Source organism: Nocardia sp. NPDC004278, from assembly GCF_053602975.1.
The window spans coordinates 173,535-198,616 of sequence record NZ_JBSGEQ010000012.1; the positions used below are offsets into that span (position 1 = coordinate 173,535).

A 25,082-nucleotide genomic window follows, 5' to 3' on the forward strand; every position below is an offset into this window, starting at 1 on the left:
AGCGACCCGCAAGCGATCGCGACCGTTAGGCCACCAGATCCGCATATTCGCGGTGGTCGGCGATGTACTTCTCGACATACCAGCAGGTCGGGATGATGGCGAAGCCCTCGGCGCGGGAGTCGTTCAGCGCGTATTCGACCACCTGGGCGGCCACGCCACGGCCACGGAACTCCGGGAAGGTCATGGTGTGGTGGAAGTCGCGGACCTTCTGATCGTCACGTTCGGCGTAGTCGGCGTATCCGGCGAGGGTGTCGTCGAGATAGATCTCGAACCGGGTATCGGCGACATTGTGCTCGAGCCTGGTGGTCATGTTCGGATCAAACTCCTTCGCGGCCGGGAATGTTCCTAGAGGATCGCGCCTGGGTTGAGGATGCCATGCGGGTCGAGCGAATCCTTGATGCGGCGAGTGAGCGCCATCACATCGGGGCCGAGCTGATCGGGCAGCCACGCCTTCTTCAATCGGCCGACCCCGTGCTCGCCGGTAATGGTGCCGCCGAGTTCGATGGCCAGATCCATGATCTCGCCGAAGGCGCGGTGTGCACGCTCGGTCATCGCCGCGTCGGCCGGGTCGTGCACGATGAGCGGGTGGGTATTGCCGTCCCCGGCATGTGCGATCACCGAGACCAGCACCTCATTGCGGGCGCCGATGGCCGCGATCCCATTGACCAGATCGGCGAGCCGCGGCAGCGGCACACCGATATCCTCGAGCAGCAGCGTCCCGATCTTCTCCACCGCCGGGATGGCGAAACGCCGTGCGGCGGTGAAGGCCTCGCCCTCCTCCGGATCCTCGGTGTGGAAAACCTCGGTGGCACCGGCCTTTTCGCAGATGCCGACCATGACTTCGGCTTCATGCCCGGCGAATTCTCCCGGCGCGTCCGAGCGCGCGACCAGCAGCGCCGCCGCCTCGCGATCCAGACCCATCCGCATTTCGTCCTCGACCGCGTTGATCGCGACCGCGTCCATGAATTCGAGCATGGCGGGGCGCAGTGTTCCGGTGATGCCGAGGATGGCGTCGGTGGCGGCGCTCAGCGTCGCGAAGCTCGCGACCACGGTGGACTGCGGTGGTTGCGCGGGCAGCAGCCGCAGGGTGAGTTCGGTGATGATCCCGAGCGTGCCCTCACTGCCGACGAACAGCTTGGTCAGCGACAGGCCCGCCGAATCCTTCAGGCGCGGTCCGCCGAGCCGCACCACCGTGCCATCGGCCAGCACCACCTCCATGCCGAGCACGTAATCGGTTGTGACGCCGTACTTTACGCAGCACAGGCCGCCCGCATTGGTGGCGGCATTGCCGCCGATCGAGCAGATCTCGAATGACGACGGGTCCGGCGGGTACCACAGACCGTATTCGGCTACCGCGCGCTTGACCTCCGCGTTGAGCAGGCCCGGCTGCACCACCGCGGTGCGGGTGACCGGATCGACCGTTATCGCGCGCATGCGTTCGGTGCTGAGCACGATGCCGCCGTCCACGGCCGTCGCACCGCCGGACAGTCCGGATCCGGCCCCGCGCGGCACCACCGCGACCCGGTGCTCGTGCGCCCAGCGCAGTGTTGCCGCGACGTCATCGGTGCCGGTCGCACGGACCACCGCCAGCGGCGTGCCCGCATCGGGGTCGCGTGCCCAGTCCTGCCGATAGCCTGCCAACAGGTCTGGGTCGGTGAGCACCGCACCGTCGGGCAGGCGGGAAATCAGGTCATGCAGGTCCACACAACTCACGCTATACGGCGGGAAGGCCGCAGTGGACGGTCGACCCTAACAGTCGCGGTGCCGGTTCTCCCTGGAGGTTGCTACAACGCGGAGACCGGCGGGATGTGGGCCGGTCCAGTGGTGCCGGGCCGGTTCGACGGTAAGAATTTCGGGGCAAAGGCATCCGCGGTTCCGGATGGGATGCCCGAATCCAAGGTGCGCAGCGACACCGAGGGAGGTTTCATGCAGGTCGAGTCGCCGGACTACCGCGAACTGGTCGCCGCCGTGTTCTCCTACGAATTCGTCGACGGTGACATCGATACCGACGCGCTGCACCGCATCCACGCGGGCGACGTCAGCGAATGGATCACCGCACTGGATCGTTCTGGCATGTTCGGCAAGACCGCCATCGCCAGCCTGTCCGACCAGTGGCAGCGCGAGCCCCGCAGGCTCTTGGACGCCCTCCTGGAGGAGGTCGACGACGTCACCCGCCGCCGCTGGCTCGTCGCCTGGTCCGATATGGATCGTCGCTCACCGCTTACCCAAATCGGCTGATCGAGGTCGGGTCAGCGCCGCGGCGGCAGCGTCGAGAAGCCGCCGCCTGATCTTGTTGCAGCGGGCGCGGTTCGCCCGGTGATCACTTGGTGGACACCTGTCGCTGGCATGCTGGCGGCGTGACGAGCACTGAGGCCATGGTGGCCGGCTTCTCCCGGTGGTGTGCGGCGGTGGTCGCACGGTTGCCGTGGGGGCTGAATCGGCTTGTCGCGCCGACCTTTCTCGGCTTCGCGCTGATCAATGGCTTTACCTTCGGCGTCGATTTGGCGCTGCTCACGGCGCTGCACGGCGGGCTGGGGCTGCCGGTGTGGCTCGCGGTGACGGTCGCCTATGTCTGCGCGTTCGGGCTCAGCTTCGTGCTCAACCGCACCTTCAACTTCCACTCGCACGCACCCGTCGGCAGACAGGCCGCGGTCTATGTGCTGGTGGTCATCGTCAACTACCTCGCCTTCATCCTCGGCGTCGGCAGCGGTCTGACCGCGCTCGGCCTGGAGTATCACCTCTCGCGCCTGCTCGCGGGGGCGTGCGAGGCCGTCTACATGTACAGCGCGATGCGCTGGGTGGTGTTCCGCGGCCGCGAGGCGGTGCGGCCGGAACGCGAACTCGCACCTGACGCACTCTGAGGTCCCAGCGTCGGCGGTGTACCGATCACCGCAGCACCTCGGTTCGGTCGCCGTCCACCACGACGACGTCATTATCGGTGAGCGCCCAGTGCGCGACGCCGTCGGCGCGATAGCGGGCGGCAAGTAGCACGGACGCACCATCCGGGTCGGTCGGAGAGTCCAGATGCGGCACGATGCGGTGGTCGACCAAACCCAGTCCGTCCCATTGTGGTTCGACACCGCAGGCGGGTGCGACCTCTGCGGGATCATCGGTGGACTCCAGGCCGTGCAGATCCGGCGTCAGCAGACAGGCGCCAGCGCTGTATCCGGCGTACACCAGCGCATCGGTGGCGAGCAGCTTCGGCAGTACGACATCGGCTCCGCTGCGGGCGAATTGGGCGCGCAGTACGAAGGTATTGCCGCCGCGCACCCACACCAGTGGGTAGTCGGCCATGGCCAGCTCCAAATCGCTTGCGCGCCCGATGAAATCGCGCAGGTCGAGCACATCGGGGGAGTAGCCGAGCCGACGCAGCGGGGTCACATCGCTGGTGACCGCGCTCGCCCAAGCCGCGGGCCAGGCGTCACATGCGTTGGGGATCACCGCGACTCGGCCCGGCTCACCGACGAGTGCGGCGAGCCGGTCGTAGTGCGCACCGAATCGGTAGCTGGACAGGAACAGTCGCACCGAGGCTCAGATGGTGAAGGCCAGATTGCGGACCAAGCGGGTGCCGAGTTCCTGGTCACCGGAGACAGTGAACTCGCCCGCGTGCGCATCCGCCTCGGTGCGTCCGCCACGCAGTCGGGCGAACAGGCCGGAGTCCATGCCGACCACCACGGTGGCGGGCGCGTCCAGGGTTTCCACGATATTGGCCCGGCCGTCCACCGCGACGTGCAATGTCCGCGGCAGCGCGCCGGTCAGCTCGAAGGTGATCCGGGAGCCATCCGGCGCCTGCGCACCCTTGGCCACCGCCCGGCCGATGGAGGCGGTGAGTTCGGCGAACGCCCGCTCGGCACGCAGTCCGCCCTCGTCGATGGAAATGCCGAGTCCATCGGCGATATCGAGTTCATGCATCCAGCAGTCGAACAGCCGAACCAGCATGAACCGGCCGTAGCTGACCTTGCCGATCGGCGATACGGTCTCGGCCTCCCATTCGGCATCACCCATGCCGGCCAGCGCCGCGCGCCTGCGTTCGGTGACATCGGTGTACAGCGCCAGCAGCCGCTTACCCGACAGCGGCCGCAGCCGGTCGACCCAGATCTCGTTGAGCACACCGGTTTCATTGCGCACATGCGGCAGCGTGGTGACATCGGTCTTGGGCCGAATCGGATCATGTGCGGGCGGGCGCTCGCCGAGCAACCATGATTCGGTCCCGACGACATGGGCGACCACATCGAACAACGACCACCCCGGCAGCGGAGACGGTGTGCGCCAACGCTCTTCGTCCAGATCGGCGACCAGGGCCGCGATCGCATCCCATTGCTCCGACAGCAGGTTGCTCAGCTCGGCCCGGTGCAGCGCGGGGGCGGTCATCCGTGTTGTCCTTCCTCATCTTGTCGACCAGCCCAGCGTCGTCTTTGCTCGGCGGTTGTCTCGTCATCGTTGTCCAACGCCGATATTCCGGCCTGGATGGCCGCCGCGGTGGACCGTGGATCATGCGGACGTCGCAGCAGCAGTCCGGCGGCGAAGCTCAGTTTGTCGCCATGTCGGCGCGGGATCACATGCAGGTGGACATGCGGGACGGTCTGGAAGGCGGCTTTGCCGTCGTTGAGTACCAGATTCGCGCCGTCGGCGGCCAGGCCGCTGCGCCGGATCGCCAGCGCGAGCCGGTGTCCGGCGCGGAAGATATGGGCACCCAATTCGGCGTCCAGATCTTCCAGTTCGGTGGCGTGCCGTCTCGGGATGATCAGCGTGTGGCCGCGCGCGATGGGGCGAATGTCCAGGAAGGCGCACAGCGTGTCGTCCTCGTAGACCTTCGTCGCCGGGGCCTCGCCCGCCGCGATGCGGCAGAACACGCAGTCGTTCACAGGGCCGACCATACGGCGTACGACTCATTGGCGACAGACTCGGGCATGATGCAGATCACGCCACTCGAGTTTTGTGTCGCACTGACCAGGATTCGAACCCGAAGGTTAGTAAGGGACCGTTACGTTCGCTCTTGTGGCCGTTACCTGCGACGACAACTATCGAAACCGATAAAGCCCTGATCAACCGCATGCGCCGGAGGTACTCGCCATGTCCGTCCCGATGTCGCGAATCCGACATACCGGCGGATTCCGGCCGCAACTTGTGACCGTCATCTCAGCTACGCTCACCGCGAGCCGGGTACAGTTGCGAGGATTTGGACGAACTTACTCCCCAGTAACATCGTCCGGCCGTCGACCGGTTGCTTGAAGCTCAGCCAGAGAAGGAAGTCTGACAAGTGGAGACAACGCAGAGCGTAGGCGACCAGTCGCCGCGCGGAGCGCGTGTCGGAGTCGTTCGCGAGTCAAACGCGGGCGAGCGGCGTGTCGCATTGGTGCCGAAGATCATCCCGAGCCTGCTGAAGCAGGGCGTGGAAGTGGTGGTCGAAGCGGGTGCCGGACTCGGCGCGCTCATTCCGGACGCGGCCTATGAAGAGGTGGGCGCGACCATCGGTGATCCGTGGTCGGCCGACGTGGTCGTGAAGGTGGCTCCGCCCAGCGACGCCGAGGTGGCGAAGCTGACCAGCGGGCAGACCCTGATCGGCTTCCTCGCCCCCCGCAATGCCGACAACCAGATTCCCGCATTGAAATCGGCCGGGGTGCAAGCCTTCGCTGTCGAGGCGATTCCGCGGATTTCACGTGCCCAGGTGATGGACGCGCTGTCCTCACAGGCCAATGTCGCCGGGTACAAGGCCGTGCTGCTGGCCGCGTCGGAATCGACCCGCTTCTTCCCGATGCTGACCACTGCGGCGGGCACCGTGAAACCCGCGACCGTGCTGGTGCTCGGTGTCGGCGTCGCCGGTCTGCAGGCCCTGGCCACGGCCAAGCGGCTCGGCGGCCGGACCACCGGCTACGACGTGCGCCCCGAGGTCGCCGATCAGGTGCGGTCGGTGGGTGCGCAGTGGCTGAATCTGGGTATCGACGCCGCCGGTGAGGGCGGGTATGCCCGTGAGCTCACCGATGACGAAAAGGCCACCCAGCAGCAGGCGTTGGAGGATGCGATCAAGGGCTTCGACGTGGTGATCACCACCGCGCTGGTGCCGGGACGCCCCGCGCCGCGCCTGGTCACCGCCGCGGCGGTGCAGGGGATGAAGCCCGGCAGTGTGATCGTGGATCTGGCCGGTGAGACCGGCGGCAACTGCGAGCTGACCGAACCCGGTCAGACCGTGGTCAAGCACGAGGTGACCATCGCCTCGCCGCTGAACCTGCCCGCCACCATGCCCGAGCACGCCAGCGAGCTGTACTCGAAAAATATTGCGGCACTGCTGGAACTGATGTTGGTCGACGGGAAGATCGCGCCCGACTTCGGTGACCAGGTGCTCGCGGACTCCTGCGTTACTCGTGAGGTGGATGCCTGATGTACACCGAACTGCTTGCCAATATCGCGATCCTGGTGCTGTCCGGGTTCGTCGGCTTCGCCGTCATCTCCAAAGTCCCCAATACCCTGCACACGCCGTTGATGTCGGGTACGAACGCCATTCACGGCATCGTCGTGCTCGGCGCTCTGGTGACGTTGGGCAATGTCGAGGATCCCTCGATCCTGACCCAGATCATCCTGTTCGTCGCCGTCGTATTCGGAACCCTGAACGTCATCGGTGGTTTCGTGGTTACCGACCGGATGCTCGGCATGTTCAAGGGCAAGAAGGCCGCACCCGTGAAGGTCGCCGCCGCGGAGCGGTCAGAGGGAGCAGCGTGATGCATACCTTCGACAATGTGACCTACCTGGTCAACGGTCTCTACATCATCGCCTTCGGCATGTTCATCTACGGTCTGATGGGCCTGACCGGCCCGAAGACCGCCGTGCGCGGCAATCTGATCGCCGCCGCGGGCATGGTCATCGCCGTGGTGGCCACCCTGATCTCGATCCGCCACACCTCCAACTGGATTCTGATCGTCGCCGGTCTGGTCGTCGGTGTCGTGCTGGGCGTGCCACCCGCGAAATACACCAAGATGACCGCGATGCCGCAGTTGGTGGCCGCGTTCAATGGTGTCGGTGGTGGCACCGTCGCGCTCATCGCGTGGTCGGAATTCCTCAACAGTCAAGGCTTTTCGCACTTCGACGAGGAACCGACGGTCCATATCGTGATCGGGTCGCTGTTCGCGGCGATCATCGGTTCGGTGTCGTTCTGGGGATCGCTGATCGCGTTCGGCAAGCTGCAGGAAATCCTACCCGGGCGTCCGATCGGTCTCGGCAAGCTCCAGCAGCCGCTGAACCTGCTACTGCTGCTCGGCGCGATCGCCGCCGCGGTGGTGATCGGTATCGGCGCAACCAAAGACGGTGTGCCGCAGTACTGGATGATCGCCGTGCTCGTGCTCGCCGGTGTGCTCGGCCTGATGGTCGTGCTGCCGATCGGTGGCGCGGATATGCCGGTCGTCATCTCCCTGCTCAACGCCCTCACCGGATTGAGTGCCGCCGCAGCGGGTCTGGCGCTGAACAACACCGCCATGATCGTCGCGGGCATGATCGTCGGCGCGTCCGGCACCATCCTGACCAACCTGATGGCCAAGGCCATGAACCGCTCGATCCCCGCCATCGTCGCCGGTGGCTTCGGTGGCGGCGGCACCGCTCCCGGCGCCGGTAGTGGCGAGCAGAAGCAGGCCAAGGCCACCTCCGCCGCGGACGCCGCGATCCAGATGGCCTACGCCAACCAGGTCATCGTGGTCCCCGGCTACGGTATGGCGGTGGCCCAGGCCCAGCATGCGGTCAAGGAAATGGCCTCGCTGTTGGAGGCCAAGGGTGTCGAGGTCAAATACGCCATTCACCCGGTCGCCGGTCGGATGCCCGGCCACATGAACGTGCTGCTGGCCGAGGCCGAGGTCTCCTATGACGCGCTCAAGGAAATGGACGACATCAACGGCGAATTCTCCCGCACCGATGTCGCATTGGTGATCGGCGCCAACGACGTCACCAACCCCGCCGCCCGCGAGGACTCCTCCAGCCCCATTTACGGCATGCCGGTACTCAACGTCGACCAGGCCAAGAGCGTGATCGTGCTGAAGCGGTCGATGAACTCCGGCTTCGCCGGCATCGACAACCCGCTGTTCTACGCCGACCACACCTCCATGCTCTTCGGCGACGCGAAGAAGTCGGTCGGTGCGGTCACCGAGGAACTGAAGGCGCTGTAACTCCCTGCCGTGCGCGGCAACTTTCCAAGCGACGGCCCTCTGTTCGATACGAACAGGGGGCCGTCGCGCTGAACGCCCTCAGCGCACAGCGCAACGCGCAGTGCCGAGCGGCATCGTCACACCAAGAAGTCCTTATCGCAAATGCCGTTCGCGCGCCTCGATCGCATCCTTGGCCTCCTTCAGGCCGCTGCCCGGATTGAGGTCGCGATAGAGCTTGATGGCCTGGATCTTCTTGCCCTGCCGAATGAGTTCGTCGATTTCTCCGGAGGCCGACGCCGGGACGAGATCAGGGAGACCGAGGTGCTTCATGATCATGTCGAGCTTGCGCTCGAGGTGATTGATCCTGCGCTCGAGCCTGTTGTTGTCGAACATCCCTTGAACTTACCGATATCGCTGGGGCGCGACGCTATTCGCTCGGACAGCGCAGCGCGTCCATGACGAGGCCGAGCAGGCGGTCCGGCTGGTCGGGATCGCGGCCATGACGTGCAGCGAGGGCAATGCCCACGACCAGTTGGATGACATCGTCGACAGCGATATCCGTGCGGATGCCGCCGGTGCGCTGCGCTCTGGCGAGTAGGTCGGCACCTGATCGGTGAATGGCCTGCTGACAGTCGAAATCCAGGTCGACCGGTCCGGCCAGCACCGCGCCGCCCAGGCCGTGGTCGGTACGGGCGTGGACGAGCAGAGCCCGCAGCCAGTCGATGAGCGCCGTGGTCGGCTCGGTCGACCCCAATGCCTCGGCATGCCCGCAGAGCGCTTCGATCCGCTCGCGTAGTACGGCCGCCTGCAGTGCCTGCCGGTTGGGGAAGTGTCGGTAGAGGGTCCCGGGACCGACTCCGGCGCGGCGGGCGATGTCATTGAGGGAGGCCTCGGGGCCCTCCTCGGCGAATGCCGCGGTCGCGGCCTCGAGTATGCGTTCGTAGTTCCGCTGAGCGTCGACTCGCATACGCATCCCTTGTTAACCGGAGAAGTTCTCCGTTATTGTAGCGCCAGGGAAACGGAGAACTTCTCCGGTTTAGTGTTGGGAGCACGGTGATGGTGGAGCATGAACTCGGTCGCGTCGGCATCTGGACCTTCGCCTTCGACGGACAACCGGCCGGACGGGTGCGCGATGCCGCCGCCGAAATCGAGGAATTGGGTTACGGCGCACTGTGGTTCGGCGAGGGATTCGGCCGCGATACGGTCGGGCAGGCGTGGCTGTTGCTCGGGGCGACCGAGCGGATCGTGGTCGCCGCGGGCATTGCCAATGCGGCACTGCGTGATCCGATGGCCATGGCCACGGCCGAACGTGCGCTCGGCGAGGCGTTTTCCGGCCGCTATCTACTCGGGCTCGGCGGTCAGCGGGTCGGTGGCCGATCCCTCGAAGTCGGGGGCTACACGGTTCCATCCGGTGGCAGGCCGCTGGCGCTGATGCGCGGATATCTTGATGCGATGGACGCCGTTCCGCAGTACGGGCCGATGCCGAACTCCGCGCCCCGACGGGTACTCGCGGCGCTCGGACCCGCAATGCTGGCCTTGGCCGCCGAACGGACTTGGGGTGCACATCCGTTTCACGCGCCGGTCGAACACACCGCGGCGGCGCGGCGGATCATCGGGCCGGACGCGTTTCTCGGTGTCGAGCAGGTTGTTGTCCTCGATACCGACCGGGCGCGGGCCCGCGAGGTGGCCAGGGCGCATATCGCCGGGTATCTCGAATCCGCGCCGCATCAGGTGGCCAATCTGCGCCGATGCGGTTTCGGTGACGAGGATATCGTGGGCGGTCCGAGTGCGCGGCTGGTGGATTCGGTGGTGGCATATGGCGATGTGGATGTGATCGGCGAGCGCGTTCGGCAGCATCTGGACGCGGGTGCCGATCACGTGTGTTTGCAAGTGCTCACCGCCGATCCGACGGAACTGCCGCTTCCGCAATGGCGGGAACTCGCCGCGCTCGTGGACTGACCGCTATTTCCGCTGGGGGTCGACCACACCGGCGTAGCGGCAGCACAGTAGGACGGCGATGAGGGGGACGACCATGGCGATGGTGAGGGGGACGATGGCGGTGATCCAGCCGATGATGGAGGGGCCGGCGAGCAGGCCGAAGTAGCCGAGGCTGAAGACGCGCGACATATCGGTCGCCGCGGTAATGGAGCCGAGATTGCCTGCGGCGGTGAAGATTTGCGGTATGCCGCCGGAGAGGCCGAGACCGCACATGGCCCAGCCGAGCAGCGTCAGCGGTACCCATCCGGATGTCATGATCAGCACCAGCCCGCACGCGGCGATCAAGGTGCCGTAGCGGACCACGGCGACCCGGCCGAAGGCTCCGGCCACCCGGTCGGTGGCGAAGCGGCCCGCGGTCATGGTGCCGGAGAATGCGCCGAATGCCAGTGCGGCGGTGGCGTCGTCGACATCGAGGTGGTCGCGGACCTGCAGTGCGCTCCAGTCGGCGGCCACGCCCTCGGTCAGCAAGAGCGCGAATGCGATCGCGGCCAGCGCCAGGACTCTTCGGGAGCGGTCCGCCGAGCTTGTGTGGGTGGGCGTTTCGGATCCATCGCCCGCGTCCTGCACAACGCGGTCCAGTCGATGGCCCGGCGGAATGTTGCTTTGCGCGTGCGTGCCAGCGTTCGGCGGATCTGGGCTGAGCGGGTCCGGATTCGGTTCGTCCGCAACCGATCCGGTATCGCCGAGCAGTCGCGGCACAAGTGCGGCGAGCACCAGCAACCCGCCCACCGCCGCGAGCGATAACGTCGAGCGCACATCCCATCCCGCGCTCTGGGCAGCCGCGCCCAACAGCGAGCCGAGTAAGCCGCCACCGGAGAACAATGCGTGGAATGCCGACATGATCGGCCGCTGATACGCCCGCTCGACATGTACCGCCTGGGTATTCATCGAGACGTCGAGCGCGCCGTTGCCGAAACCGAAGCAGGCCAGTGCGATCGCCAGGGTGACCGGCCCGGTCGCGAGTCCGGGGCCGAGCACCGACACCGCGGTGATCGCCGCGGCGGCTCCGACCATGGTCCGGCTGCCGAAGCGGTCCGCCAGCGGCCCCGCGATGCGCATACCGACAATGCCGGCACCGGCCAGCATCAGAATGAACATGCCGAGGGTGGAGTGCGCGATACCGGTGCGGTCGGTGATGGCCGGGATGTGCACCACCCACATGGCCAACAGGAAGCCGTTCAGTGCGAACACCACGAACACTGCGGCGCGCGCTATCCGGGTCTGCGGATCGATCGTCGTGGTGGCCACCGATTCGACGGTACCGATTGATCAGCCCGCGCGGTTCGCGATCGGTACCTCGAGCCGGGCGTTATCCGAAGGCGCGTCCTGGCATGCGACCTCCTGGTCGCGGTTGATTCGGGAACCGCGCGGGGAGTCGGTCCGGGACATCATCGGCTCGGTGACCGGCTCCGCGGATCTCGCCGTTGAGATCGGCGTCCGCGCGGTGGTCTCTGTAGCGTTCCAACTATTTTACGAGCCCTGAATGTTCCAGATTCCTGTGGCTGCCGTCACATCGGCGAAATCCCGGAAATCTTTCGGTTCCCGCCCCAGCGCCCGCCGTACGCCATCCTCGGTTTTGGAATTTCTACCGTCCAATACGGTGCCGAACAGGTAGTCGAGCAGGCTGACCACATCGGCGGGGACCTGGTATTCGGTCAGCGCCGCGACGAAATCGGTGCGCGAGATCGGGATGAACTCGATCGTCCGTCCGGTCGCCGCGGCGATCTCGGCGACCGCCTCGGCGAAGGTCAACGACCTCGGTCCAGTCAGTTCGTAGAGTTCGCCGCCGTGCCCGTCCTCGGTCAGCGCGGCGACGGCGACATCGGCGACATCATCGGCATGCACGAACGGTTCTGGCACATCACCATTGGGCAGCGCCACCGCACCGGCGAGGATGTACTCCAGGAAGGCGCCCTCGCTGAAATTCTGTGCGAAGAAACTGCAGCGCACGATGGTCCAGTCCAATCCCGAGCCCTGCACTATCCGCTCGCACTGCTCGGCCTCCGGCTCGCCGCGGCCGGAGAGCAGGACGAGCTTGCGCACCTCGTTGGCCTTCGCCGCGTTGACGAATGCGCGGATGGTCTCGGGCGCGCCAGGCACCGCCAGATCCGGCTGGAATGCGATATATACCGCGTCGACACCGAACAGCGCCGGTGTCCAGGTGCCGCGATCGGCCCAATCGAACGGGATCTCGGCCGCGCGCGATCCGATTCGGACCGCGTGACCGGCCGCGCGCAGCCGGGCGACGACGCGGCCACCGGTCTTGCCCGTGCCGCCGGTGACGAGGATGGGACGCTGGTGGGAGCTGCTGTTTGTCATGGTTTCAGTACATCGGCGCTGGCCGCGGCGAGACATAGTTCAGCGGCTCGTGATCATGTGTCAGCGTCTACTGTTGATGTGTGGATGCGCTCGCCAGTCTGCTCGAAGGTCCACGCGCCCGAGGCGCGTTCGTCATGTGTTCACTGCTCGATCCGCCGTGGTCGCTGCGCATCCAGGATCGGGCGCCGCTGACGGTGGTCTCGATGATCCGTGGCACGGCCTGGATCATGACCGATGCGGCTGGTAGTAAGCCGCGGGAGCTGAGCGCGGGCGATATCGCGATCTTCCGCGGTCCCGATCCCTATACGGTCGCCGACGATCCGGCCACCGAACCGCAGATATTCATCGACCCCGGCAATATCACCAAGACGGCCGACGGTGAAATCCTCTGCGAGACACTGAGTCTCGGTGTGCGTCAGTGGGGGACCGACGCGGACGGCGCCACGCTGATGGTGACCGGCACCTATGAGTCCGCGGGCGCGGCCAGTCAGCGGCTGCTGCGCGCCCTGCCGCCGGTAATCGTGCTGCAGCGCGGCGATTTCGACACCCGGCTGCTCGACATCCTGGTCGACGAGGCCACCAAGGATGAGCCCGCACAGGGCGTCGTACTGGACCGGCTGCTCGATATGGTGCTGATCGCGGCCCTGCGCGCCTGGTTCGCCCGCAATGACGCGCCCGCCTGGTATCACGCCTACAGCGATCCGCTGGTCGGCAAGGCGCTGCGCCTGCTGCAGCACAATCCGGCCCACGGTTGGACGGTCGCCAGCCTGGCCGATGCGGTCGGTGTCTCGCGGGCCGCGCTGGCCCGCCGCTTCACCGATCTGGTCGGTGAGCCGCCCATGTCGTTCCTCACCGAATGGCGCCTGGCCCTGGCCGCCGACCTGCTGCAGGAATCCGACGCCACCATCGAATCCATTGCCCGCCAAGTCGGTTACGGCAGCGCGTTCGCCCTGAGTACGGCGTTCAAACGCCACTTCGGCGTGAGTCCGCGCGACCACCGGCAGGGCACCACCCCGGCTGAGCTATCGTCGGCCGGGTGACGCAGCAGTATCCAGTCCTCTGGCCGGTGCCGACCCGCTGGGCCGATAACGACCACTACGGCCACGTCAACAACGTGACGTACTACTCGTACTTCGACACCGCGGTCAATGCCTGGCTGATGCACGCCACCGGCACCGATATCCGTGAACTGCCCGCCCTCGGCGTGGTCGCCCAGACCTCCTGCCAGTACCACGGCTCGCTCAGCTTCCCGGACCAGCTCAGGGTCGGCCTGCGCGTCTCCCGCCTCGGCCGCTCCAGCATCACCTACGATCTCGCCATCTTCCGCGAAGACGGCGACGCCCTCGAACTCGCCGCCACCGGCACCTTCGTCCACGTCTACGTGGACAACGAAACCCGCAAGCCAGTAGAAATCCCCGAAATAATCCGCACCGCCGCCACCACCCTCCTCACCGACTGACCCGAGCCGGACGATGCGGCGGCCGAAGACCTTGTGGGACACTACTTCCATGGCTGATCAGCGAGTATTGACGGCTGCGGTGCACCAGGAAGAGGACTGGTATGTCGCACAGTGCCTCGAGGTCGATGTCGCCAGTCAGGGCCAGACGATCGAGGAGGCTCTGAACAATCTGCGTGAAGCGGTCGCGCTCTACCTCGCCGAGGCGCCGGAACCCCAGCTAACTGCCACACCATTGGTGACTTCATTCCAGATTCCCGGCACCGCAGCGTGAGCCCGGCGCTGTCGGACCTTCCGGTGCGGAAGGTCTTGCGAGTCTTGGAATCTGTCGGTTTCGAACACGTGCGAACGGCAGGCAGCCATGCGGTCTAGCTGGATCCGGCCAGCCGATCCAATAGCGGGGCCGTGCGTGGGCCGACCAATTCCCGCATCACCAATGCCATATTCGTGCGCTCCACACCGGGAATCTTCAATATCTGACCGGCGATTCGATACAGATCGTCGGCATCGGTCGCGACTACCCGCACGGTGAGGTCGGTCAGCCCGGTCATGCCACACACCTCGGTCACCTCGGGCACTTCGGCGAGTTCGTCGACCACCGAATCCAGTCGGTGCTGATCGGCGACGACCGCGACGAAGGCCGCCAGCGGATAGCCGAGTGCTCGCGGTTGCACCCGGCGCTCGAAGCTCGCGAGCACCCCGCTCGCCTCCCAGCGCGACAGCCGCGCCTGCACGGTATTGCGGGACAAACCGAGCCGGGTGGCCAGCTCGACGCCGGTCGCACGTGGGTTGGCGACCAGTTCCAGCAATAGCCGCGCGTCGGTGGCGTCCAAGGTCACGTCGGCGGGTTCTCTACTGGTCATACGACGCAGTATGACATCAGTTCGCGGTTCAGAATTGGGCATTCTGCTTACTCGCGTATTGATCACTTGCGCACATCGCCTTCTCGTGGATGCTATGTGATATGGGGCACACCCGCCCTGTGCTCGCAGTCAGGAGGCGATCCCGAATGACGAATAAAACCGAGTACCCGGTTCAGTTGGTACAACCCGACGGCCGTCGCGTGTTCGATCGCGAACACGCCGCCCTGATCACCGATATCGGGCCCGAACAGCTGCGTGCGCTGTACCAGGACCTGGTCGTCACCCGTCGGATCGACGTCGAGGCAACCGCGCTGCAACGGCAGGGGCAACTCGGACTGTGGGCGCCGATGCTCGGGCAGGAGGCCGCGCAGGTCGGCTCGGCATACGCCTTGAACCCCGACGATTACGTCTTCTGCAGCTACCGCGAGCACGCCGTGGCCTACTGTCGCGGCGTCCATCCCACCGAACTCACCCGGATGTGGCGCGGGGTCGCGCACTCCTGCTGGGATCCGCGCGCGGTCAATATGACCAATCCGAATATCATCGTCGGCTCCCAAGGCCTGCACGCGACCGGTTACGCCTATGCCGCCCACCTCGACGGCGCGGAGATCGCGACCATCGCCTACTTCGGTGACGGTGCGTCCAGCCAGGGCGATCTCGCCGAGGCACTCGGCTTCGCCGCGAGTTGGAGCGCGGCGGTGGTGTTCTTCTGCCAGAACAACCACTGGGCGATCAGTTCCCCGGTCCGAATCCAGAGCGCGACCCCGATCGCGCGGCGCGCCTACGGATATGGGATTCCGGGCGTACAGGTCGACGGCAACGATGTACTCGCCGTGCTCGCGGTCACCCGACAGGCCGCCGCGCGGGCCAGGACCGGTGGCGGCCCGTCCTTCATCGAAGCCCTCACCTATCGGATGGGCCCGCACACCACCGCCGACGATCCGACGCGCTACCGCTCCGCCGCCGAGACCGAGGAATGGGCCCGCCGCGACCCGATCGAGCGGATGCGCAAGCTACTCGAACGAGAGACGCTGTGGGACAAGGCATTCGAGCGTCAGGTCGGTGCCCGCGCGGACGAAGTCGCGCACCAGGTGCGCACCGCGACCATCGACATGCCGGATCCGGCGCCGTCGCAGCTGTTCGATCACGTCTATGCCACCTCGCATCCGCTCATCAGCCAAGAGCGCAGCGAGTACGCGGCGTACCTGGCCGGTGATCCCGGCCAGGCCACCGCGCGACCGGAAGGAGTTCCCACATGATCACGACCTTCGCCGCCGCACTCAACGCCGGGCTGCGACGGGCCATGGACGACGACCCGAAGGTCGTGCTGATGGGGGAGGATATCGGTCGCCTCGGCGGGGTGTTCCGAGTGACCGACACCCTGCAGAAGGATTTCGGGAACAATCGCGTCATCGATACGCCGCTGGCCGAATCCGGCATTGTCGGAACGGCTTTCGGCATGGCACTGCGCGGCTGGCGGCCGGTCTGCGAGATCCAGTTCGACGGCTTCGTCTATCCGGCCTTCGACCAGATCGTCTCGCAGGTCGCCAAGATCCATTATCGGACGCAGGGAAAGGTGATCGCGCCCATCACGATTCGCATTCCGTTCGGCGGTGGGATCGGTTCGGTGGAGCATCACTCCGAGTCGCCCGAGGCGTATTTCGCGCACACCGCCGGACTGCGCGTGGTGACGCCGAGCAATCCCGCCGACGCGTACTTCATGATCCGCCAGGCGATCGCGCTCGATGATCCGGTGATCTTCTTCGAACCCAAGCGGCGCTATTGGGATAAGGCCGAGGTCGACTTCGACGCCGACGCACTGCCACTGCACCGGGCGCGCGTCTGCACCGATGGTGACGACGCCACCATCGTCGCCTATGGCGGCACCGTGGCTTCCGCCGTTACCGCCGCGAAAATCGCCGCGGAGGAGGGCCATTCGCTAGAGGTGATCGATCTGCGCAGTCTGTCGCCGATCGACTTCGACACCATCGAGGCGTCGGTGGCCAAGACCGGCAGGCTGATCGTGACGCACGAGGCGCCGGTCTTCGCCGGACTCGGCGCCGAGATCGCCGCGCGGATCACCGAACGCTGCTTCTACCACCTGGAGGCGCCGGTTCTGCGCGTCGGTGGGTTCGACATCCCCTACCCCCCGGCTAAGCTCGAAAAGCACCACCTGCCCGATCCGGACCGCATCCTCGCCGCGGTCGATCGCTCGCTCGCCGCCTGACTACCGCTGACTGAGAGGTGCCCCAGTGGAAGATCGCGCCCCCGCCGAAGATCAGGGTCATATTCTGGAATTCCGACTACCCGATCTCGGCGAGGGACTCGCCGACGCGGAGTTGGTGTCGTGGTCGGTGGGTATCGGCGAGACGGTGCAGCTGAATCAGACGATCGCCGAGGTGGAGACGGCCAAGGCGGTGGTATCGCTGCCCTCGCCCTTCTCGGGCACGGTGGTCGAATTGCTCGCCGAACCCGGCCAGACGATCGCGGTGGGCGCGCCTTTGATCCGGGTGCGCAACGACCTGGAGACCGGGGCCGCGCAGGAAGGGGCGAACGGGCGGACCTCGGTACTGGTGGGGTATGGGCCCGAAGGCGAGCCGGTGTCCCGGCGACGGCGGCCGGTGCCAACGGAATCCGCTGCGCCGCAGGATGATTCGCAACTAGCCAGCGCGAAGCCCGGCGACCTGGGGGCGAGCGAGACGGCGGGGATGCGCCGGGCCGCGGCTACCCCGGCGGCACGCAAGCTCGCCAAGGAACTCGGGATCGACCTCTGGTATATCGCGGGTTCGGGCCCCGAAGGCGCGGTGACGGTCGATGACGTGCGCGGCGCCGTCCCGGTATCGCAGCCGCGGGCCGTGGCGGGCCGCATCGGCGACGGCGAGGACACCGCACTGCCCGTGCCACCCTCGGTCACCGATCCGAACGCAGGGATCATCCGGCCCGCGGTTCGCGAGGAACGCACGCCGATCAGCGGGATCCGCAAACGCATGGCTGCCGCAATGGTGATCAGTGCCCGCACCATCCCGCAGGCCAGCACCTTCGTGACCATCGACTTCACCGCGTCCATGGAACTGCTCGATCACCTGCGCACCACCAAATCCTTCGAGGGCCTGACACTGACGCCGCTGGCCCTGGTCGCCAAGTCGGTGCTCGCCGCACTCGCGGAGTATCCCGGTATCAACGCGTTCTGGGACGAGGCGAATCAACAGATCGTCACCAGGCACTATGTGAACCTCGGCATCGCGGTGGCCACCGAACGCGGCCTGATGGTGCCCAATCTCAAGGAAGCCCAGGCATTGAGCCTGCGCGAACTGTGCCGCGAAATCGGCTGGCTGGCCGAGACCGCCCGCTCCGGCGCCGCCACGCCGACGGACCTGCGCGGTGGCACCTTCACCATTACCAATGTCGGCGTCTTCGGTGTCGACACCGGTGTTCCGCTGGTCAACCCGGGTGAGGCGGCCATCCTGTGCCTCGGCTCGATCCGCAAGCGTCCGTGGGTATTTCGCGATGAGCTCGCCGTCCGCTGGGTGACCACCCTCGGTATCAGCTTCGACCACCGGATGATCGACGGTGAGCTCGCCGCCCGGTTCCTCGCGACCGTCGCCGGATTGCTCGAGGACCCGTTGACATTGCTGAGTCGCATGTAGCCCAGCGCAGGCGCGGTTGCGTCCTGCGGAGGCTGCCGCTGCACCCCGAAGCTCAGGGCAAGCCTCTCAGTCCGAGCCGCACTGTCGTTCAGCTCGGGTCATCCCCGAAAGGACGTCAGTCTTGGCGGTGCGCAAGAACTTTGCGGACGACCAGGCCTGCGACCAGAGCCCAGAAGGCCGCCCCGATGCCGAGGAACCCGACTCCGGATGCGGCGATCAGGAAGGTGACGACACCCGCCTCGCGGTGCTGTTCGGACTTCAGTGCACCGGCCAGCGCCGCGGCGAGGGTGGCCAGCAGGGCAAGTCCGGCAACGGTTTCCAGCGTGCCCCTGGGGGCGGTGGCGATCAGCGTGACGAGTGCGGCCGAGCCGAGCGCGAGGAGCAGGTAGGTGGCGCCCGCGGTGCACGCCGCGATCCAGCGACGCTTCGGATCCGGGTGCGCGGCCGGAGCCGCCGAGAGCGCGGCGCTGATCGCGGCCAGATTGATGGCGTGACCGCCCGCGGGTGCGCCGAGGATGGTGCCGATACCGGTTACGGTCATCGAAGCGCGCCATGGCACTTGGTAGTCGAAGGACTTCATCACGGCGGTGCCCGGAATGTTCTGAGACGCCATGGTGACGATGTAGAGCGGGATGGCGATGCCGATCATCGCCTGCCAGCTCCATTGCGGCACGGTCAATTCGAGCGAGGGTGCCATGGCGGCGAGATCGAGATGTTTGTGCTGCACCGCGATGCTGATGCCCGCCCCGATCGCGGCGGTGGCAAAGGCCGCGATCACCGCCCAGCGCTTGGCGAATCGCTGTAGCACCAGCCACACCGCGATCACCGGGACCACCACCGCCGGACTGGCCTGCACGGCCTTCACCGGTGCGAGACACAGCGGCAGCAGCACTCCGGCGAGCATGGCCTGCGCGATCTCCACCGGAATCGCGGCGACCAGATTGCCGAGCCGCTGCCAGAGTCCGGTGATCACGATCAACACTCCGGTGATCGCGAATGCGCCGACCGCCGCCGCCCAGCCACCGGCGACGGCCCCCGTGCTGGCGAGCAGCGCTGCGCCCGGTGTCGACCAGGCCAGTGTGATGGGCAGCCGATACCGGTAACTCAGCAGCATCATGCCGATGGCCTGGGTCACGCAGAGTGCCAAGAGCCCCGATGCCGCCTGTGCCGAGCTGGCCCCGACCGCGGTCAGACCGCTGAGCACTACCGCGAATGCGCTGGTGAACCCGACCAAAGCGGTCACGACACCAGCGGCGAGCGGCTGGGTGAGCCGCGCCTGCGGGGTAGCCGATGCTGCTGGTGAGGATTCGGCGAGCGCCGGGGAAAGCCTGGACATTTCTGGGATCTTCCCCGGTCATCAGTCCAGTTGTCACAGCCAGTCGCTCGAAACTGGACTGAATTGCTGGCGCGCGCACTCCCGAGGGCGTGTGCAGCCGATCGAAAAGGGTGTTGTCTACCCGCCGGTACCTTTCATGGCGCGCTGACATCTGTGCTAGTGAATGCGTAGGGTGAGGAGCGTCGGTGCTCGTAGGGTACGGATTCAGAACTAGGAGCTTTGTTGAGCGCGGTACTGATCTCGACGGATGAACTTCGGGAAGTATTGGCAGACAAGCGGGTTCGTCTACTGGATGTGCGATGGGCACTGGGGGATCCGGACGGCCCGCAGCATTATCTGGAAGGGCATATCCCGGGCGCGGTCTTCGTCGACCTGGAAACCGAACTGGCGGCACCACCGTCACCGGCGCGCGGGCGGCATCCGCTGCCCGATCCGACGCAGCTGGAGAAGTGTGCGCGCAGTTGGGGTGTGTGCAACGGGGATCCGGTGGTCGTCTACGACGCGACCGGCGGTATGGCCGCGGCCCGGGCCTGGTGGCTGCTGCGCTGGGCCGGGATCGCGGATGTGCGGATTCTCGACGGCGGCCTGCCCGCGTGGATCGGTGCGGGTGGCGAGATCGCCACCGGCGCGGAGCCCGATCCCGAACTCGGTGATGTCGAGGTGCAGCCGGGGCAGATGCCGGTGATCGATGCTGACGCCGCCGCCAAATGGTCGGGTGTACTGCTGGATGCGCGTGCGGGCGAACGCTATCGCGGCGAGGTGGAGCCCGTTGATCCGCAGGCCGGACACATTCCGGGCGCGGTCAGCGCACCGACCGCGGACAACCTCGACGCCAGCGGCCGATTCCATGCCCTGGACGCATTGCGGGATCGGTTCGCCGCCTTCGGTTCCGGACCGATCGCGGTCTACTGCGGGTCCGGCGTCACCGCGGCCCACCAGGTCGCCGCACTCGCCGCCGTTGGCATCGAGGCGGCCCTGTACCCGGGTTCGTGGTCGCAGTGGTCCAATGACCCGAAGCGTGCGGTCGCCACCGGAGCCTGAGTCCGGCCCCGGTGCGAGGCGCAGTACAGCTGAAGTGCATCAGCCCCAGACGAACGCGAATCACGGGCAGGTGCGGGCGATATCGTTCAGAACTGCGCTATCCGCGGCCGTCACCGGCAGGTCGTACTGGACCGCGACGGTGAGGTATCTGCCCGCGTAGAAGCAATGGTTCGCCCGCGCGGGCGGCAGCCATGCCGACGGCGTGCTGTCGCCCTTGGCCTGGTTGGTGTTCGCGGCGGTGGCGAGCAGGTTCGCATCGATATCGTTGGCGAACCGCACCCGGCGCTGGCGTGGCCAGTACACCGCACCCATATCCCAGGCCGCGGCCAGCGGGTAGACGTGATCGATGTGGACATCGCCCGCATCGGCTTTGGTGAATGTGATCCGGTTGCCGGTGTACGGATCGTCGAGCGTGCCCGCGGTGACCACACAGTCGTTGGTGCCGGGCCGAAAGCTCACTCCGGTCAGCTGTCTGCTCAGCACGTCGTTGCGGGTATCGCAGCCGTCGTGCCCACCGGGTCCGTCGTAATCATCTGTCCAGGACGGACCGAATACGCATCCCCGCCCCTCCTGACATCCGCGCTCATAACCACCCGGATGCCCGCGCACGGCGACGACCCGCACCGAGGCGAGCAGATGCTCGAGCTGGGCCCGGCTCGGGCTGCCAGGTGTGCGCGCGACCGGTTCGGTGCCCAGGTCAGCGCATGCAGGTACGGCGAGCAGCGCCACTGCGAGCAGGGCACGCAGCCATCGTCGAATGTCGGCACGCACGGTGTTAGATGTACCCGCATGCACCGACATTCGTAGCGCCTAGCTGGAGCGCCTCGAGAAGCGAGCCGGTCAGGGCTCACAACCAGGCGCGCGCCAGCAGTTCGTCATCGGCGACTTCGCTCGTCCGCGGCGGGAATCTGGTCGCCGATATGGACTCCGGGTGCGCGCCATCGTGCCCGATCAACCACGAGCCGCCGCGCTCCTCGCATTCGGCGATCTTCGCGAAGGTGTTGAGCAGGAACGTGACCGCCTCACGCGGGTCCAGGGTTCGGGCCAGACGCTGAGATTCACCAGGACGCGACAGATCCAGCCAGACGCCGGATTGTCCGTCGAGTCGCATGCCGACGATCTTGTCGGCATTGACGAAGGTGAATTTGCGCCGTTCCCACGGCGTAGTCGGCGTGAAGCTCTGCTCGAGTACCTGGAGCAGAATCGTCATGCTTTGCCCTCCGCTTCCGTTGACACCCAACTGCGGTTCTCTCGCGATGACCAGCGGATATACCAGTATTCTCCGAATTTTGTCCGAGTGGTAGCGATCAGTCCATCTAGCCGAGGTCAGAGACTGATCCGTGTCCAGCCGGTATCGCTGTGTCCAATCTATATCTGTCTGCCTCGACATCCCGGAAACTATCGTCGACCAGCGATGTCGCTGCCGTCAGGTGTTCAGATCCGCGATGCGCCGTCGGTCAGGAAGCGCTCGATTTCGCCGGGTAGGTGTCGCGAAACGCGTCGCGGACGGTTGCCGCATCCGATGCGTCCCGGCCTTCGATTCCGGAGACCACCTCGGCGACGCGCCAGAAGTTCGACGGGACCAGGCGGCCGGAAATCACGGCCCTAAGCGTGACATCAGCCGCCTCGTCCGGCTTATCGGCCGCTACCAGGGCCAAGCCCAGATCTATGTTCGCCGTCGCGATTCGGCGCGGCCGGACAAGCGTGCGGCATAGCCGAGATGCTGCCGGATATCGTTCAGCAGCTCACCGGGTGGACTGGTCGAGTACGCCGACGCCAGATCATCGACAGCCAGTTCGAGGCGGTCGAGGGTGTCACCACCGACATCCGACGCGGCCACGGGCCGAATCCACTCAGCGCCAGCCCGCTCGCCGTCCGCCGATTCACCCAACGCGGACTCGTACGCGGCGATGACAGCGGCGGGCAAAGCACGTTTGCCGGACTCGATCAGCGACAGACCAGCGGTGTCGCCACCACTATGTGTCATGTTTGCGATGCGACCGAATCGCCCGCGCTCATATCCGGGTCGACGCGGCGTAGCGCTGATGCCAACCATTCGGACCTGCGATGCTCGGCTGGCATCACGGCCAGCCCGTGTGTCGCTTCCTCGATTGCTTCGCCCGTGTACCCCAGCAGCGCCAGAACGCCGCCACGCTGCACAGCTCCGAATCCAGTGCTCCACCAGTACATCGACGCGGGGGCCTCGATGCCGTCCGCCGCTTCCGCCGCAGCGTCCGCCAGAGCCAGCGCGCGTTGTGCTTGGCGCGTCTCTCTGTGCGCGGCCAATAGCTCGGCTCGCCGCATCCGTCCGTAGGCCGTGATGACGGGGTGCGCGTCTCGTACCGCCAGAGCGGCGTCCGACAGTGCGAGGACTTCGCCGTAATTCCCCGCGCTGACCGTCACGTAGCCAAGAAAGCCCAGGCTGTGCGCAATCCGGTCCGGGTCGCGGGACTCCTTCGCCAGGCTCGCTGCCGTGCCCAGGCTTCGCCGGGCGGCAGAGTCGGCTCCGATCGCGTGCTCCAGCCATCCCCGATACTGCGTGATCTCCGACGCGAGGCACGCCGCGTCGCTCTGTCCGGTACGTGCCTCACCGGCAAAGGCCTCGGCCATCTCGGCCATGCCCCGGACGGCCGGTAGAACCGTCAAAGCCCCTGCCGCGTCCTCGATTCGGCGCGTAGCCGCCAGCATTACTGCCACGTCGGACAGAGCGACGGGGTCGACGCTGGCTGGCGCTCGCGCCACCGCTGTCAGCCGCTCCAAGTCCGCGCCCAGCACCCTTTCGTAGGCAGCGACGACACCGGCAGGCACCGGGCGCTGGCCGGTCTCGATGAGTGACAGATACGCCCGGCTGTAGTAACTCCGCTCGGCCATAGCGCGCAGCGAGATACCCGCCGCCTCGCGAGCGGCGCGCAGCAGCGCACCGGGTTCCATAAGACCAGCCTAACGGGCTTTGTGCTGTAGACGCCTGTGGACGCCGAACTACTCCATCCCCGAAAGTCGCACGCCTAGCGTGTTTTTCAGCCCCGCCGCCGGGTCGATGCCGTGCCCGCAACGGCACCCCGGCGGTGGGTGCTCACCACCAACGACGGCCGAAGGGGGACGGGAGATGGAACTCCCCGCGCGATTCGATGACGAAGACGCCAGGAAGCTGGCGATGGCTCCGGACGACGACGAGGGGTACGGCTATCTCCAGCGCGACGACGGGTCATGGTCACTGGTCGATAGCGACGGATGGGAAGTCGAGTTCGCCGAACCCGACACCGATGTGCTTTCGGCGATTGCCGCGGCGATGCGCGCGGCGATCGCCGTAGACCCGCTGTCGGTCGTGGACAGCGAGATTCGATGAGCGGCGGATGGATTGTGCTCGGGTACGTCGTTGTGATCGGGCTGCCCTTGGTCGTGATCGTCGCGGTGACCTGCTGGCCTGAGCGCATCCCGAAGGACCGCACGGTGCAGGCGATCCGAGCACGTATCGAGGACGAAGATCGGGACCGCTGAGCCATCCGAGGCCAGCACCGTTTCGCCGCTACCGACTTCGGTTCCGGACGAGTCGTTTTCAGCGAGCCTGACAAGCGGTTCGCCGCGGAGAATCGTTCGTTAGCGAGAGGACCCCGCCGCGCGCTATGCGGCAACCGTGCTCGTTCGGCGCATCTCGTTCGCTGGTGGGTGCGAGGTTTGTCGCGGCAGGAGCGACAAACGCGGCTCTGCAGATCCGCAGAGGTCGATTTCCGCCCGCCTCATTTGGTTTCAGGGTCGGCTGATGGTGGTTCGATGGGGAAGAAGATCGGGCTGAGCAGGTACTGCCCGCGGTCGGGGGTCGGCTGGTTGGCCAGCCGGGGCCAGATCACCTGGCGTAGCTCGGTGATCATCTGTTCCAGTTCCGGTCGGCTGAGCCAGACGGCGTGCTGCCGGTAGCCGACGAGATCGGTTACCGGGTTGGGGTTTTCCCGGTCGAGGTAGGCGTTGAACTCGGCGATCAGTACTGCCAGCGAGGTGGCGAAGATGCGTCGGTGGTCCTCGGGCGACAGTGCCGCGGCAGCCTCGGCATCGACGCTCGCCCGGTCCTGGCGCAGCCGATAGTGGCGCTGCACCGCGCCGCGTACCCGCCGCTCCTCGGCGACTTCCAGGATTCCGGCGTCCGCGAGCAGGTCGACGTGCCGGTAGACCATCGCTTTCGATACGTCGGGAAGGCGGGCGCACAGCTCGGCTGTGGTGCGGATCTGCCCACCGCGCATCGCATGCACGATTCGCAGTCGCACCGGGTGTGCCAGTAGTTCGAATGCATCCACTTCCTAA

General features: G+C 66.4%; 32 protein-coding genes. 15 read left to right on the forward strand and 17 right to left on the reverse strand.

Annotated elements, in window-relative coordinates; translation table 11 throughout:
* Positions 1 to 25: 25 nt before the first annotated feature.
* Together ACWEO2_RS20470 and ACWEO2_RS20475 are read right to left on the reverse strand one after the other, a co-directional pair.
* On the reverse strand, positions 26 to 310 hold the full coding sequence (locus ACWEO2_RS20470) for a GNAT family N-acetyltransferase (RefSeq protein WP_452406751.1): 285 nt from the start codon (positions 308 to 310) through the stop codon (positions 26 to 28).
* 35 nt (positions 311 to 345) lie between these two features.
* Complete coding sequence (locus ACWEO2_RS20475) at positions 346 to 1,704, reverse strand: FAD-binding oxidoreductase (protein WP_452406752.1); 1,359 nt, start codon at positions 1,702 to 1,704, stop codon at positions 346 to 348.
* A 102-nt stretch (positions 1,705 to 1,806) separates the two neighbouring features.
* Here ACWEO2_RS20475 and ACWEO2_RS20480 point away from each other — a divergent pair, with 102 nt between their 5' ends.
* A complete protein-coding gene (locus ACWEO2_RS20480; RefSeq protein WP_452406753.1) occupies positions 1,807 to 2,238 on the forward strand; it encodes a hypothetical protein in 432 nt (143 codons plus the stop codon).
* A 137-nt stretch (positions 2,239 to 2,375) separates the two neighbouring features.
* Positions 2,376 to 2,861, forward strand: coding sequence for a GtrA family protein (locus ACWEO2_RS20485; RefSeq protein ID WP_452406806.1), 486 nt, complete (start codon positions 2,376 to 2,378; stop codon positions 2,859 to 2,861).
* A 25-nt stretch (positions 2,862 to 2,886) separates the two neighbouring features.
* On the opposite strand, the gene ACWEO2_RS20490 is transcribed toward ACWEO2_RS20485, so the two are convergent.
* From ACWEO2_RS20490 to ACWEO2_RS20500, 3 genes are read right to left on the reverse strand one after another with little or no spacing between them, the layout of a single operon-like run.
* A complete protein-coding gene (locus tag ACWEO2_RS20490) occupies positions 2,887 to 3,525 on the reverse strand; it encodes a Type 1 glutamine amidotransferase-like domain-containing protein (protein WP_452406754.1) in 639 nt (212 codons plus the stop codon).
* Between the two features lie 6 nt (positions 3,526 to 3,531).
* Positions 3,532 to 4,371, reverse strand: coding sequence for a maleylpyruvate isomerase family mycothiol-dependent enzyme (locus ACWEO2_RS20495; RefSeq protein WP_452406755.1), 840 nt, complete (start codon positions 4,369 to 4,371; stop codon positions 3,532 to 3,534).
* Positions 4,368 to 4,865, reverse strand: coding sequence for an HIT family protein (locus ACWEO2_RS20500; RefSeq protein WP_452406756.1), 498 nt, complete (start codon positions 4,863 to 4,865; stop codon positions 4,368 to 4,370). The genes ACWEO2_RS20495 and ACWEO2_RS20500 overlap by 4 nt, the downstream gene beginning before the upstream one ends.
* Positions 4,866 to 5,260: 395 nt before the next feature.
* Here ACWEO2_RS20500 and ACWEO2_RS20505 point away from each other — a divergent pair, with 395 nt between their 5' ends.
* Genes ACWEO2_RS20505 through ACWEO2_RS20515 form a run of 3 tightly spaced genes read left to right on the forward strand, consistent with a single transcriptional unit; the run spans position 5,261 to position 8,147 of the window.
* Positions 5,261 to 6,379, forward strand: a complete 1,119-nt coding sequence (locus tag ACWEO2_RS20505) for a Re/Si-specific NAD(P)(+) transhydrogenase subunit alpha (RefSeq protein WP_452406757.1) — start codon at positions 5,261 to 5,263, stop codon at positions 6,377 to 6,379.
* Positions 6,379 to 6,717, forward strand: coding sequence for an NAD(P) transhydrogenase subunit alpha (locus tag ACWEO2_RS20510; protein WP_355186628.1), 339 nt, complete (start codon positions 6,379 to 6,381; stop codon positions 6,715 to 6,717). Before ACWEO2_RS20505 ends, ACWEO2_RS20510 begins: the two co-directional genes overlap by 1 nt.
* The gene (locus tag ACWEO2_RS20515; protein ID WP_354953578.1) at positions 6,717 to 8,147 is read left to right on the forward strand and encodes an NAD(P)(+) transhydrogenase (Re/Si-specific) subunit beta; all 1,431 of its coding nucleotides are present in this window, start codon (positions 6,717 to 6,719) and stop codon (positions 8,145 to 8,147) included. The genes ACWEO2_RS20510 and ACWEO2_RS20515 overlap by 1 nt, the downstream gene beginning before the upstream one ends.
* A 132-nt stretch (positions 8,148 to 8,279) precedes the next feature.
* Here the strand turns inward: ACWEO2_RS20515 and ACWEO2_RS20520 are convergent, their stop codons facing one another.
* Both ACWEO2_RS20520 and ACWEO2_RS20525 read right to left on the reverse strand, forming a co-directional pair.
* Positions 8,280 to 8,519, reverse strand: a complete 240-nt coding sequence (locus ACWEO2_RS20520; RefSeq protein WP_355186624.1) for a hypothetical protein — start codon at positions 8,517 to 8,519, stop codon at positions 8,280 to 8,282.
* A gap of 34 nt (positions 8,520 to 8,553) precedes the next feature.
* Positions 8,554 to 9,093 (reverse strand): TetR/AcrR family transcriptional regulator, encoded by a 540-nt coding sequence (locus tag ACWEO2_RS20525; RefSeq protein WP_452406758.1) that lies wholly within the window; start codon positions 9,091 to 9,093, stop codon positions 8,554 to 8,556.
* Between the two features lie 89 nt (positions 9,094 to 9,182).
* Between ACWEO2_RS20525 and ACWEO2_RS20530 the strand changes: the two genes are divergently transcribed.
* Positions 9,183 to 10,085, forward strand: a complete 903-nt coding sequence (locus tag ACWEO2_RS20530) for a TIGR03620 family F420-dependent LLM class oxidoreductase (RefSeq protein WP_452406759.1) — start codon at positions 9,183 to 9,185, stop codon at positions 10,083 to 10,085.
* A gap of 3 nt (positions 10,086 to 10,088) precedes the next feature.
* On the opposite strand, the gene ACWEO2_RS20535 is transcribed toward ACWEO2_RS20530, so the two are convergent.
* The gene (locus ACWEO2_RS20535) at positions 10,089 to 11,372 is read right to left on the reverse strand and encodes an MFS transporter (RefSeq protein ID WP_452406760.1); all 1,284 of its coding nucleotides are present in this window, start codon (positions 11,370 to 11,372) and stop codon (positions 10,089 to 10,091) included.
* Positions 11,373 to 11,594: 222 nt separating this feature from the next.
* Positions 11,595 to 12,443, reverse strand: a complete 849-nt coding sequence (locus ACWEO2_RS20540; RefSeq protein ID WP_452406761.1) for an NAD(P)H-binding protein — start codon at positions 12,441 to 12,443, stop codon at positions 11,595 to 11,597.
* 80 nt (positions 12,444 to 12,523) lie between these two features.
* Here ACWEO2_RS20540 and ACWEO2_RS20545 point away from each other — a divergent pair, with 80 nt between their 5' ends.
* The 3 genes from ACWEO2_RS20545 to ACWEO2_RS20555 are packed head-to-tail and all read left to right on the forward strand — an operon-like array spanning position 12,524 to position 14,173.
* Positions 12,524 to 13,483 carry an AraC family transcriptional regulator gene (locus tag ACWEO2_RS20545; RefSeq protein WP_452406762.1) on the forward strand — a complete coding sequence of 320 codons (960 nt, stop codon included), beginning with the start codon at positions 12,524 to 12,526 and terminating at the stop codon, positions 13,481 to 13,483.
* Positions 13,480 to 13,902, forward strand: a complete 423-nt coding sequence (locus tag ACWEO2_RS20550) for an acyl-CoA thioesterase (RefSeq protein ID WP_354953560.1) — start codon at positions 13,480 to 13,482, stop codon at positions 13,900 to 13,902. The genes ACWEO2_RS20545 and ACWEO2_RS20550 overlap by 4 nt, the downstream gene beginning before the upstream one ends.
* 49 nt (positions 13,903 to 13,951) lie before the next feature.
* Positions 13,952 to 14,173, forward strand: a complete 222-nt coding sequence (locus ACWEO2_RS20555) for a type II toxin-antitoxin system HicB family antitoxin (RefSeq protein ID WP_327095706.1) — start codon at positions 13,952 to 13,954, stop codon at positions 14,171 to 14,173.
* A 94-nt stretch (positions 14,174 to 14,267) separates the two neighbouring features.
* Here the strand turns inward: ACWEO2_RS20555 and ACWEO2_RS20560 are convergent, their stop codons facing one another.
* Positions 14,268 to 14,762 (reverse strand): Lrp/AsnC family transcriptional regulator, encoded by a 495-nt coding sequence (locus ACWEO2_RS20560; RefSeq protein ID WP_355186610.1) that lies wholly within the window; start codon positions 14,760 to 14,762, stop codon positions 14,268 to 14,270.
* A 146-nt stretch (positions 14,763 to 14,908) separates the two neighbouring features.
* On the opposite strand from ACWEO2_RS20560, the gene pdhA reads away from it, so the two are divergent.
* From pdhA to ACWEO2_RS20575, 3 genes are read left to right on the forward strand one after another with little or no spacing between them, the layout of a single operon-like run.
* Positions 14,909 to 16,021: a pyruvate dehydrogenase (acetyl-transferring) E1 component subunit alpha gene (pdhA, locus tag ACWEO2_RS20565; protein WP_452406763.1), complete on the forward strand. Its 1,113-nt coding sequence runs from the start codon at positions 14,909 to 14,911 to the stop codon at positions 16,019 to 16,021.
* The gene (locus tag ACWEO2_RS20570) at positions 16,018 to 16,989 is read left to right on the forward strand and encodes an alpha-ketoacid dehydrogenase subunit beta (protein ID WP_452406764.1); all 972 of its coding nucleotides are present in this window, start codon (positions 16,018 to 16,020) and stop codon (positions 16,987 to 16,989) included. Before pdhA ends, ACWEO2_RS20570 begins: the two co-directional genes overlap by 4 nt.
* Before the next feature lie 25 nt (positions 16,990 to 17,014).
* Positions 17,015 to 18,409 carry a dihydrolipoamide acetyltransferase family protein gene (locus ACWEO2_RS20575; protein ID WP_452406765.1) on the forward strand — a complete coding sequence of 465 codons (1,395 nt, stop codon included), beginning with the start codon at positions 17,015 to 17,017 and terminating at the stop codon, positions 18,407 to 18,409.
* Positions 18,410 to 18,524: 115 nt separating this feature from the next.
* On the opposite strand, the gene ACWEO2_RS20580 is transcribed toward ACWEO2_RS20575, so the two are convergent.
* Positions 18,525 to 19,745: a benzoate/H(+) symporter BenE family transporter gene (locus ACWEO2_RS20580; protein WP_452406766.1), complete on the reverse strand. Its 1,221-nt coding sequence runs from the start codon at positions 19,743 to 19,745 to the stop codon at positions 18,525 to 18,527.
* Between the two features lie 222 nt (positions 19,746 to 19,967).
* Here ACWEO2_RS20580 and ACWEO2_RS20585 point away from each other — a divergent pair, with 222 nt between their 5' ends.
* Positions 19,968 to 20,786 carry a sulfurtransferase gene (locus ACWEO2_RS20585; protein ID WP_452406767.1) on the forward strand — a complete coding sequence of 273 codons (819 nt, stop codon included), beginning with the start codon at positions 19,968 to 19,970 and terminating at the stop codon, positions 20,784 to 20,786.
* Positions 20,787 to 20,846: 60 nt separating this feature from the next.
* On the opposite strand, the gene ACWEO2_RS20590 is transcribed toward ACWEO2_RS20585, so the two are convergent.
* The 5 genes from ACWEO2_RS20590 to ACWEO2_RS20610 form a co-directional block, all read right to left on the reverse strand.
* Positions 20,847 to 21,557: an HNH endonuclease family protein gene (locus ACWEO2_RS20590; RefSeq protein WP_452406768.1), complete on the reverse strand. Its 711-nt coding sequence runs from the start codon at positions 21,555 to 21,557 to the stop codon at positions 20,847 to 20,849.
* Between the two features lie 76 nt (positions 21,558 to 21,633).
* Complete coding sequence (locus ACWEO2_RS20595) at positions 21,634 to 21,996, reverse strand: hypothetical protein (protein ID WP_354953546.1); 363 nt, start codon at positions 21,994 to 21,996, stop codon at positions 21,634 to 21,636.
* Positions 21,997 to 22,243: 247 nt separating this feature from the next.
* Positions 22,244 to 22,387, reverse strand: coding sequence for a hypothetical protein (locus tag ACWEO2_RS20600; RefSeq protein ID WP_452406769.1), 144 nt, complete (start codon positions 22,385 to 22,387; stop codon positions 22,244 to 22,246).
* Positions 22,388 to 22,452: 65 nt separating this feature from the next.
* Complete coding sequence (locus tag ACWEO2_RS20605; RefSeq protein ID WP_452406770.1) at positions 22,453 to 22,773, reverse strand: hypothetical protein; 321 nt, start codon at positions 22,771 to 22,773, stop codon at positions 22,453 to 22,455.
* Positions 22,770 to 23,717 carry a helix-turn-helix domain-containing protein gene (locus ACWEO2_RS20610; RefSeq protein WP_452406771.1) on the reverse strand — a complete coding sequence of 316 codons (948 nt, stop codon included), beginning with the start codon at positions 23,715 to 23,717 and terminating at the stop codon, positions 22,770 to 22,772. The genes ACWEO2_RS20605 and ACWEO2_RS20610 overlap by 4 nt, the downstream gene beginning before the upstream one ends.
* A gap of 175 nt (positions 23,718 to 23,892) precedes the next feature.
* On the opposite strand from ACWEO2_RS20610, the gene ACWEO2_RS20615 reads away from it, so the two are divergent.
* Both ACWEO2_RS20615 and ACWEO2_RS20620 read left to right on the forward strand, forming a co-directional pair.
* Entirely contained in the window at positions 23,893 to 24,132 is a 240-nt protein-coding gene (locus ACWEO2_RS20615) for a hypothetical protein (RefSeq protein WP_452406772.1), read from the forward strand.
* On the forward strand, positions 24,129 to 24,284 hold the full coding sequence (locus ACWEO2_RS20620; protein ID WP_354953538.1) for a hypothetical protein: 156 nt from the start codon (positions 24,129 to 24,131) through the stop codon (positions 24,282 to 24,284). The genes ACWEO2_RS20615 and ACWEO2_RS20620 overlap by 4 nt, the downstream gene beginning before the upstream one ends.
* 239 nt (positions 24,285 to 24,523) lie before the next feature.
* Here the strand turns inward: ACWEO2_RS20620 and ACWEO2_RS20625 are convergent, their stop codons facing one another.
* Positions 24,524 to 25,075, reverse strand: a complete 552-nt coding sequence (locus tag ACWEO2_RS20625) for a helix-turn-helix domain-containing protein (RefSeq protein WP_452406773.1) — start codon at positions 25,073 to 25,075, stop codon at positions 24,524 to 24,526.
* Positions 25,076 to 25,082: the final 7 nt, after the last annotated feature.

Coding starts and splice junctions, on each gene's coding strand:
- ACWEO2_RS20470 (WP_452406751.1), bottom strand. CDS start 310: ATGACCACCAGGCTCGAGCACAATGTCGCCGATACCCGGTTCGAGATC.
- ACWEO2_RS20480 (WP_452406753.1), top strand. CDS start 1,807: ATGTGGGCCGGTCCAGTGGTGCCGGGCCGGTTCGACGGTAAGAATTTC.
- ACWEO2_RS20485 (WP_452406806.1), top strand. CDS start 2,376: ATGGTGGCCGGCTTCTCCCGGTGGTGTGCGGCGGTGGTCGCACGGTTG.
- ACWEO2_RS20495 (WP_452406755.1), bottom strand. CDS start 4,371: ATGACCGCCCCCGCGCTGCACCGGGCCGAGCTGAGCAACCTGCTGTCG.
- ACWEO2_RS20510 (WP_355186628.1), top strand. CDS start 6,379: ATGTACACCGAACTGCTTGCCAATATCGCGATCCTGGTGCTGTCCGGG.
- ACWEO2_RS20515 (WP_354953578.1), top strand. CDS start 6,717: ATGCATACCTTCGACAATGTGACCTACCTGGTCAACGGTCTCTACATC.
- ACWEO2_RS20520 (WP_355186624.1), bottom strand. CDS start 8,519: ATGTTCGACAACAACAGGCTCGAGCGCAGGATCAATCACCTCGAGCGC.
- ACWEO2_RS20525 (WP_452406758.1), bottom strand. CDS start 9,093: ATGCGAGTCGACGCTCAGCGGAACTACGAACGCATACTCGAGGCCGCG.
- ACWEO2_RS20530 (WP_452406759.1), top strand. CDS start 9,183: ATGGTGGAGCATGAACTCGGTCGCGTCGGCATCTGGACCTTCGCCTTC.
- ACWEO2_RS20540 (WP_452406761.1), bottom strand. CDS start 12,443: ATGACAAACAGCAGCTCCCACCAGCGTCCCATCCTCGTCACCGGCGGC.
- ACWEO2_RS20555 (WP_327095706.1), top strand. CDS start 13,952: ATGGCTGATCAGCGAGTATTGACGGCTGCGGTGCACCAGGAAGAGGAC.
- ACWEO2_RS20560 (WP_355186610.1), bottom strand. CDS start 14,762: ATGACCAGTAGAGAACCCGCCGACGTGACCTTGGACGCCACCGACGCG.
- pdhA (WP_452406763.1), top strand. CDS start 14,909: ATGACGAATAAAACCGAGTACCCGGTTCAGTTGGTACAACCCGACGGC.
- ACWEO2_RS20570 (WP_452406764.1), top strand. CDS start 16,018: ATGATCACGACCTTCGCCGCCGCACTCAACGCCGGGCTGCGACGGGCC.
- ACWEO2_RS20580 (WP_452406766.1), bottom strand. CDS start 19,745: ATGTCCAGGCTTTCCCCGGCGCTCGCCGAATCCTCACCAGCAGCATCG.
- ACWEO2_RS20595 (WP_354953546.1), bottom strand. CDS start 21,996: ATGACGATTCTGCTCCAGGTACTCGAGCAGAGCTTCACGCCGACTACG.
- ACWEO2_RS20605 (WP_452406770.1), bottom strand. CDS start 22,773: ATGACACATAGTGGTGGCGACACCGCTGGTCTGTCGCTGATCGAGTCC.
- ACWEO2_RS20610 (WP_452406771.1), bottom strand. CDS start 23,717: ATGGAACCCGGTGCGCTGCTGCGCGCCGCTCGCGAGGCGGCGGGTATC.
- ACWEO2_RS20615 (WP_452406772.1), top strand. CDS start 23,893: ATGGAACTCCCCGCGCGATTCGATGACGAAGACGCCAGGAAGCTGGCG.
- ACWEO2_RS20620 (WP_354953538.1), top strand. CDS start 24,129: ATGAGCGGCGGATGGATTGTGCTCGGGTACGTCGTTGTGATCGGGCTG.